The 10,029-nt window shown below is 38.8% G+C and carries 2 protein-coding genes; both read right to left on the bottom strand.

Going from position 1 to position 10,029, the window contains the following annotated elements; all coding sequences use genetic code 11:
• Positions 1–71: 71 nt before the first annotated feature.
• Entirely contained in the window at positions 72–4,871 is a 4,800-nt protein-coding gene (locus tag RWZ99_RS05350) for a glycoside hydrolase family 70 protein (protein ID WP_314676905.1), read from the bottom strand.
• A gap of 235 nt (positions 4,872–5,106) precedes the next feature.
• Complete coding sequence (locus RWZ99_RS05345; RefSeq protein WP_314676904.1) at positions 5,107–9,654, bottom strand: glycoside hydrolase family 70 protein; 4,548 nt, start codon at positions 9,652–9,654, stop codon at positions 5,107–5,109.
• Positions 9,655–10,029: the final 375 nt, after the last annotated feature.

Below are 10,029 nucleotides of genomic sequence, written 5' to 3'. Positions count from 1 at the left end.
TCCGGTCCTCTCTAGATGTTAGCTTTTCGTCACCCACTACAGTTGACAAGGAGCCCTTCTTTCATTAGCGATTAATTTGACATGTATCCTTTTCCTTGAGCATTGAAGTATACCCATTGCCCTGAAGGAATTCGAATCCAGCGATTAATAGCCTTGTCACCAGTATGGACATCATAGTAAGAGATTGATCCATCAGGATTTGTAGCTGTTGCCCCCTTCACTTGTTTACCAGTTTGGTCAAAGTAAAGGTGTTGTCCATTGATAGTCTGTTCACCGACGACTACTTCTCCTTTAGCATCAGCATAATACCAGTTATTGTCTCCGCTAGTGAAGAAAGTTGATACTAACTTATCTCCAGTAGCCCCATGGTAATATGAGCGAGTGCCATTAGCGTTTGTTGCAAAGCCACCTTTAACTTGCTTACCATCAGTACCAAAGAAGAGTTTTTGACCGTTGATAACTTGAGCTCCTGTAACGACATTACCTTTAGAATCAGCATAATACCATTTATCATGACCAGTCGTAAAGAATGTAGAAACTAATTTATCACCAGTATTCCAATGGTAGAATGAACGGCTTCCGTCAGTGTTAGTCACAAAGCCACCCTTAACTTGGCGACCGTTAGCATCGAAGTAGAGATGTTGACCATTGATGACCTGAGCACCTGTAACATTACGTCCATAAGAGTCTGAATAGAACCAGTTATTATCTCCAGTTGTGTAGAAACCTGGTGTATGAGCCTTGGTAACAACTCCTTTAGCATCAACATTGTAGGTTTCACCATTGATAACAACTGATGTATCAACAAGTTTCACACCTGTGATAGCATCATAATATGAACGCGTACCATCAGGATTGTTTACAAAGTTACCTTTAACTTGTTTACCTGACTCATCAAAGTAAAGATCGTCACCATTGATGGTTTGAGCACCACGAAGTACATCACCAGCATTGTTGGCATAGTAAGTCGCATCTCCAACTTGGAAGAAACGGTTCTTAACTTGAACACCTTTTTCATTGAAGTAAAGGTTTTGCTTACCTACCTTAGTAAATCCAGTAGCAAGGTAGCCTTTATCATTGGCGTAGTACCAGTTACCATCTTGTTCAAAGAAGCCTGAGTACTTACGTTCACCTGAATCACCACAGAAGAACATCAACTGACCATCTTTAGTCGTAATGAAGATACCTTTGGCTTGATAACCATTGTCATAGAAGTATTTTTCTTTACCTTCTACTTCAGTCAAACCTGTGGCCATGATTCCACCTTTAAAGAAGTATTGGTAGAATTTTTCTTCTTTACCATTGTCATCTTTAACAGTGACTTCTTTCCAGCCAGTTTGAGTTGTCAATTTACCTGACTTACCATATACCAATGATTGACCTTTAGCATTCTTAATGATACCATCAGCAAACATAACACCATTTGGCAAGAAGTAATAGTTAGAACCATCGATAGTTTGCTCACCTGTCACAAGGTAACCCTTATCGTTAAAGTAATACTGTTTACCGTTATAAGTCACAAATTGACCCTTAGCTTGAGTTCCTGATGTTGTGTAATAAGTCAAACCTGTACCATCATAAGCAAATCCAGTCTTAGCTTTTGTATCACCAGTCAAAGCTGCTGGCAAGAAGACACCTTTATCATTAACGTTGAAGTACAATTTACCATCACTGAGAACGTAGTCAGAACCACGTTTTTGAATGTTTGTACCGTTAAAGTACTTAGCTTCCCACTGTTTAATCTTAACAGATGGATCAATCGTCTTACCTGAAGCTTCCATAACTTCTTTAAAGATTTCTGGATAAAGCTTTTGAAGTTTGTCTAGGAAGGCACCACCGTACTGTGCTTGGAAATCATCACCTGATGACTTAGTGTTTGTCACATAAAGTTTATTAACCAGGCTAGTATCATCCAACACCTTACCGTGCGTATCTGTACGAGTAGCTGTAACTACTTCTTTCCCTGGAAGAGTGTACAATTGGTCTGGAACCCAGTCAGCAATGACTTGGATACCTTGTTTGTGAAGAGCCTTGAGGGCATCACGAAGGTCTTCTTTTGAACCATATTTATTGTTTTTGCTCATGGCAAAGTCATAACGGTCTGTGAAGGCATAGCCATTTTCGATAATAGAATCAAGGAAGGTCCCATCATTAGATGACACATATTGAGGTGCGATTTCAAATGAAGTAATCCCCCATGATTTGAAGAGGTCAGCATTCGCTGCAATCAATTTATTCGTGTATTGGCTATCTTCTTTGACAAAGTCTTGGAAGTTTGAGAAGCCTTCGTAAATTACTTGCGCTTCAAGAGCTGCAGAAGAGCTATATACCTTATCCCCTTCTTTATAAGCTTTTGTTGATGGTGTAGCCAGAACATTTTGATCTTCAGTAGCGCCAACTGGTACCCAAACAGAAAGGTAACCACTCATATCAACAGTCTTAAAGCCTTTGATTTCATCAGCTGTGAAGACAAGATTTCCTTGCGCATCTGTGTATTTAACAACCTTAGTATCTGCATCAGTCAATGATGACACAATACCATTTTCCGTACCAAGCAAGAGAGGACGGTAGGCTTGATTCTTGTGAGCTGCCCCCATGTTTACAGTAATTGTTTCACCATCTGCCAATTTCAAATCTGGGTTATTAGCAATAAGGGTCAACATACCAGAATTGCGGCCGTATTTTCCACCCTCTGTATCTGTCTTAGACATCAAATCTTGACCATAACGTACAGAGACAAGAACTTCCTTGTTATCTTTAGCAGATGATACGCCGTCCCCAGCAAGGTTGTGAATATAAGATGTTTGACCACCAGCTACATACTTAGGACGGGCTTTAAGGAGAGTCGTGATTTGATCAAAGTATGGTGATTTCTTAGCCATATACTGACCATTGTCAGTATACAAATCTCCGTAGTAAACACGTGTTGCTGCTCCCATTGTTTGAAGCATCAATGCATATGCAGCAGGAATATTTGAATGCGTATATTCCTTATCAACTTTCAACATATCAGCATTATAAATGTCAAAAGCTTGTTTCAATTGATCCAATGTGAAAGTGAAACCATCTGTCGTTGGATCAATTTTTTTACTGATAATATCAGCAATAACTGTTTGAACTTCTGAGTCGTGTGCACGAACAAAGAGATAGGTTGCAAAACCAAGTTGGTCATATGATGTGACCTCAGCACGGTTTGAAAGGCCGAAGTAACCACCATTAATAAGATCTTTCATCGATGCATTACGAGCACCTGTACCTTTATTAGTCACCGGACGAGTCAATCCATGAACAATCGACAAACGAAGACCATTATCCATTGAAAGGGCAGCTGTATTGTGTTCGTCTACGTAATATGGGTCATTCTGTGACCAAGCTTCAAGAATTGAGATATTGGCAAGGGCACGAGCTTCAGACTCATTGACCTTATAGGCCGCCTTCATGTATGAGGAAACCAATTGAAGCATGTCGATACTGACATTATCCACGGCATCAACACGGATACCATCAAAGTGAGCATCTTTGTCCTTATCACCAAAGACGATTTGTCCCCAGTTCATGAAATAATACAATTGGTTAAGCATTTCAGCTTGCACAATTGGGTTTGAGTTATCGATATCACTTGAAAGCAAGAACTCATAACCAGCATCACTACCACTCTTAATCTTATCATTTGATAAACGGCTTGTTGCTGTTTGATCCAGTTTACGATAGTCTGAGTTAGCCCACTTCGTTAAATCACTATTTACAAATAAGAGGGCACCTTTTTGGAAGTGTTCTTTACCTGGAGATTCAGAGTTAATGTTCCATTTATCTTGCTCTTTAACAAAAGCTTCAATTGATTGACGCAACCAATCTGTTGACTTATTAGCAGCAATCTTGATTTCAATCTTACGTTGGATAATTTGGGCAGCAGCATTCAAGCTAGCTTGAGAATTTTCAATCGTAAAGACATCTTTAGTCTCTTCACCATTGCTAAGAGCCTTAGTCATGTAGTTCAAGTAAGCTACTTGAGTATCCTTATCAGGCCACCAAGCCATCAAAAGTGGACGGAAATCTTTTTCAGTTGAAGCTTTCCAAGTAGTTCCAGCTTCAAGAATTTCTTTTGGACGATACCAACTATCTGCTGTCAAATAACCATCAATAAGTTCAAAACTTGCTTTTGTTGAGTCATAAGCAGCATTATTTTTAGTGAAATCAGTCACAAGATTTGTTGTTCCTTGTGTAAATGAATAGGTTGATGTACTTGAAAGGGCACCATTTTCATCAAAATAAAGGACCTGACCATTTACAGTGATGGCAAAGTTTTTCTTGTATGAGCCATCTTCAAGAAGATAGTAATATTTACCATCTTTTTCTTTTTTAATGTTATCAAGTGAGACAGCAGCCTTAATTTCAGCCTCAGAAAGCTCGTTAGACTTTTCAGCCCTTGGGGCAGCAAGTCCAGCATTGGTTGCCACTTCCGTTGTTGTAGCTGTTTCTGGTTTAGCTGCTACTTCTGGCTTAGCAGTAGTTTCAGGTTGGCCATCAGCCTCTGCTACTGCGGCTCTATCAGAAGTCACACCAGCATTTGGTTGAACAAGTGTTTCAGCTGGTTTGTCAGCAGTAACCGTCGCATTGTCTGTCCTTGTGGCATTTGCAGCACTTGCCACCTCTGTTGTTGCACTAACTTCTTTCTCAACTACAGGATTTGTATTTTCCTCGACTGTAGTAGTTGAAGGTGAGGCATTAGAGTTATTTATTTCTTCTGCTGAAACAAGTGTAGTTGTGGTAACACTAGCACCAACAATGGTAGCCAAGGTTGCCGAAGCAACAGCCAAAGTAACCCACTGCTTCTTCACTTTGTGCAGTTTATAGCGTACTTTATTTTCCATATTCAATTTTTCCCCATATATTTTTTCGTCTTAAAATCTACAGCTTAAAGACTTATTTATTATATCATTTTTTACTGCCAAAAAAACTTGATAAATCTTATTTTAATGAGTTTTTTACTATCTTAATAATAGATTAAATGATTGTCATGTAATCGAATTGAAAAGATTTTTCAAAAGGTTTTCTTAACATAAAATAGACATAAAAAAGAGAACCGAAGTTCTCCTTTTCAATCTATTAGTTTAACACTGTAGGTGGGTAAGCAAGACCATTCTTATCAAAGAAAACGTAGATTCCTGGTTGGATTTCTATCCATGTGCTGATGGCTTTCTTACCACTATCACCATAGTAATAGCTAATACGTCCATTACCAGCAGCTACCGTTTGTCCTTTTACTTGTTTACCATCTTTAGCGAAGTAATAGGTATCAGCACCAATTTTAACTTCACCAGTTACTGTCTTACCATTAGAGCCAATGTAATACCAATTGTTATCACCTGTTGTGAAGAATTCATTAGTCAAACGTTCACCTGTTGCAGCATCGTACTTGCTATAGGTACCATCTGCATTCTTAACAACGCCACCTTTGACTTGACTTCCATCCTCTTTAAAGTAGAGGTGTTGTCCATTGATCACTTGAGCACCTGTAACAGTCTTACCGTTAGCGCCTGCATAGTACCAAGTATTTCCATCAGTTGTGAAGAATTCGTTTGTAACTAATTCTCCAGAACCGTCTTTGTACTTACTATAGGTACCATCTGCATTCTTAACAACGCCACCTTTGACTTGGCTTCCATCTTCATTAAAGTAAAGTTTTTGACCATTGATAACTTGGGCACCTGTAGCGGCAACACCATTTGCATCAAAGTGGTACCATTTACCGTCGATGTTTCTCCAAGTGTTCTTGATAGCATTACCAGTATGAGGTTCGAAGTAATAAGTCTTACCTTTATAGGTTACTAACTTATCTTTAGCTTGGAAACCATCTTCACCAAAGTATTGTGTGAAACCATCAATAACCGTAACACCTTTGGCCATGACACCTTCTTGGGTGAAGTAACGGAATTTCACAAGCTTAGATTCATTACCATCTTTATCAGTTTCAGTTACATCAAATTTAGTGTAACCACCCTTGTACATTTGACCTTTATAGTTATAAAGGTAGGTATTACCATTAGCATCAACGTAGAAGGCATTGCTCAACATGATACCATTTGGCAAGAAACGATAAACATCTTTGCCATTTGGTGAGTATTCCCCATTAGTAACCATGTGACCACGTGCATCAAAGTAATAGGTATTTCCATTGAAAGTAACAAAGGCAGATTTAGCTTGATTACCACTTGTACCGAAGTAAGTGATTCCTTTACCATCATTTGAGAACCCAGTAACAACCTTTTCATTTCCTGTCAATTGAAGAGGAATGAAGTTACCGTCTTTAGTGACAGTGAAGTATTTACCAGTTGCTTCATCGCTAAGTACATAGCCAACACCACGTTCGAGAACGTTTGTTCCGTTGAAATACTCAGCCTTCCATTGTTTCAATTTAACAGAATCATCAATTGGTTTACCAGTTGAGATCATGTTTACCTTGAACATTTCAGGGTACTTAGCTTTAAGTTCAGCTAAGAATTCACCACCATATTGAGCTTGGTAATCCTTACCTGATGACTTAGAGTTAGCCACATAAAGTGAATGATCAATGATAGCGTCTGCAATCTTACGTCCTGCACCGTCAGTACGAGTCGCTGTTACGACTTCTTTACCTGGCAATTGGTAAATTTGGTCTGGTACCCAGTCAGCGATTGCTTGAATACCCGCTTTGTGAAGGGCTTTAAGAGCATCACGAAGATCTTCTTTAGAACCATATTTATTGTTCTTACTCATGGCAAGATCATAACGGTCCGCAAAGGCATAACCATTTTGGATAACTGAATCAAGGAAGGTACCATCATCGGCAGATACAAATTGTGGTGCCATTTCAAATGATGTTACGCCCCATGATTTGAACAAATCAACATTTTCAGCAATCTTACGGTTAGTATAGACTGAAGGATCTGAACCATCCGGGATAGTTTGGAAGTTAGAGAATCCTTCATAGATCAATTGTGAATCATAAGCCTCAGTCGCTTTAAGGGTCAATTCACCTTCTTTTTTAGCTTCTGTTGAAGGTGCTACACGGATATCTTGATCATCTGAAGCTCCGACTGGAACCCAAACTGCTACGAAACCTGACATATCAAATGTTTCATAGCCCTTAATGTCATTAGCACCGAAAGTCAAGACACCATTGCTGTCTGTTTCTTTCACGTAACCTGCTGCGATTGCATCTGCATCAGATGTAAAGTTCTTGATACCATCAGCTGTACCAACAATCAAAGCACGGTATTTCTGGTTGGCATGGATTTTACCCATTTCAACATTAAGCTTAGCTGACTCATGCAAAGACAATTTGGGATTATTCACTACAAGAGTTACCTGACCAGAGGTACGGCTGTATTTAGAACCTTCTGTATCATCAGCTGTCATGATGTCTTTACCATAGCGTACTGAAGTGTAGACTTCATTTGTGCGGTAAAGTTCAACATCTGAATTGTCCATCTTACCATCAGTTGGCAACCAGTATGAACGTTGCGCTTGTCCACCAGATACATACTTGATACGGCTCTTCATCAAGTTAACGATAGTATCGTAATATGGAGATTTAGTTTCCATATAGTTACCGTTATCTGTATAAAGGTCTCCATAGTAGACACGAGTGATTGTTTCCATGTTCTGCAACATCACAGCGTAAGCTGCAGGGATATTATTCAAGGTATATTTTTTATTGCTGCTGAGCATGTCTTTGTTGTAGATTTCAAAGGCTTGCTTCATTTCAGAATCAGTGATAGTGAAACCATCTGATTTTGGATTGATTTCTTTCTTGATGATTTCAGCAATAATATCTTGAACGTTGTTGTCATGGGCACGGATAAAGACGTAGTTTCCTGACGCGTCTCCGTATTTCTCATTGTATTTACCAATTGTAGACTGTTTTACTGTACCGTCTTCGTTGTAGGCATTGCTTCCATCTTTGTTAATCCAGTCAGTCTTAACATCGCGTTGAGTCGTATTGAAAGTATTGTTATACAAAGGACTTACAGCTGGTGTACGTTCTTTAATTGGTTTAGCCAATGAGAAGAGAAGGGCCAAACGTTGTTTATTTTCCATGGCAAGCGCAGCACCATCAGTCTTGTCATTGTAGTGGTTGTCGTTAAGACTCCACGCTTCAAGAACAGAGATATGGGCAAGAGCTTGCGCCTCAGATTTATTTACACCATAGTACTCACGGAAGTAGTTTGTGTAGAGTTGAAGCATGTCAGCATTGACATTATCTACCGCATCGACACGGATACCATCGAAGTTAGCATCCTTGTCACCCATAACAATTGAGCCCCAGTTCATTAGGTAGTGAATTTGGTTCAATTGTTCCGCTTGTACAACTGGGTTAGATAAATCTACGTCATTAGCAAGCAAGAAGTCGAAACCACCCATGTGGTTTGGATCTGACTGCTCATCAAGAACTGACTTATCAATCGTACCAGTCTGGTTAGTAGCCGTACGGTTCAAAAGACGATAGTTAGAATTTGCCCATGGTGTACGTGAGTCATTCACATAAAGAAGGGCTCCACCTTGAAGGTGATCCTCTCCTCCACCTTTTGAATAGTTTTCAGTTTCTTTGTTCCATTGTGGTTGTGTCTTAACAAAGGCAGAGATAGTTTCACGCAACCATTGTGTTGATTTTTCAGCCTGAATCTTTTGTTCAATCTTAACTTGAATATCCTTAGCCGCACGATTTAAGTCTGCTTGCTTATCTGTGCTTGTGTATTTAGCATCCAAGTTGAAGACTTTAGACATATAGTTCAAGTAGTTAACTTGCGTATCTACATTTGGCCACCAAGCCATCAAAAGTGGACGGAAATCTTCTGCAGTTGATGCTTGCCAAGTCACACCATCTTTGATGATAGAAACTGGACGGTACCAGCTATCAGCAGTCAAATAACCATCAATCAATTCAAAACTTGCTTCAGATGAATCGTAGGCACGGTTATTTATTGAGAAACCATCAACAATATTTGTTGTTCCATTTGTGAAAGAGTATGTTGATGAACTTGTAAGAGCACCATCTTTACCGAAATAAAGCAATTGACCATTTACAGTAATGGCAAAGTTTTCTTTGTGTGAACCGTCTTCATTTACATAGTAATATTTACCATCAATGTTTTTGATGTTTTTCAAAGAAAGTGCTGCTTCCACTTCTGAATCTTTCAAAGCGGCTTCAGGAGCTTTAACTTCTGTATTGACGACTTCAGCCTTGACGGTAGCTGGCTGTTCTTCTGCTTTTTCAGTTGTTACAGCTGGTGCATCTGTTGTTACAACTGCTTCTTTATTTGGAACAGCTACCGCTGCTACATCAGTAGTAGTTGTTGTTGCTGTTGTTGCATCAGCTGTTACTTGCGCGTTAGTTGTAACCCCTGCTTCTACTGCATTTGTTTCTTTTGCAGGTGTTAAAATGTCTGCTTCTTTTGTTGCTTCTGTTGAAGATACTTCAGTTGACAAAACTAAGTCAGCTGTTGTATCTGAATTTGGTTGCGTTACAGTCTTATCTTGTGTTTCATCCGCTGAAACTGAAGACGTTGCTACAGACAATCCCCCTACGACAGTAGCGAGTGCTGCAGATGCAACTGCAATTGTAACCCATTGCTTCTTAACTTTATGAAGCTTATAGTGTACCTTATTTTCCATTATAATTTTCCCCGTGATTTTATTTGTCAAAATCAGACTGAAATCTATCCGATTTCAAACAATTACATTATATCATTATTTTCTAACTATTTCTCGAATTAATTGTTTTTTTATAAAATATATTTAACATAACATCAACATTAGAAATATTTTGTAACAGGTCTATTTCATGGGTTTTCAATTCTCATTTTCATGTTATTTGATAGCTGAAACTTTTTTCAGGAAAATCGCTAAAACCCCTGATACAATAGCTTTTTCATGGTTTCTAACTTAAAATTGATATTTGTCAGATTTTTTCTTTAAGGTACAAAAAAAGGCAAAATTTCTTTAAACGATTTCCGTTTTCAAGAAATTTTACCTAAAAAATCAAATAGT

The organism is uncultured Streptococcus sp. (assembly GCF_963545685.1).
In the GTDB taxonomy this organism is placed as follows: domain Bacteria; phylum Bacillota; class Bacilli; order Lactobacillales; family Streptococcaceae; genus Streptococcus.
The sequence above is the reverse complement of the archived record's forward strand: the minus strand, read 5'-3'. Positions and strand labels throughout refer to the sequence as shown.

Coding starts and splice junctions, on each gene's coding strand:
- RWZ99_RS05350 (WP_314676905.1), bottom strand. CDS start 4,871: ATGGAAAATAAAGTACGCTATAAACTGCACAAAGTGAAGAAGCAGTGG.
- RWZ99_RS05345 (WP_314676904.1), bottom strand. CDS start 9,654: ATGGAAAATAAGGTACACTATAAGCTTCATAAAGTTAAGAAGCAATGG.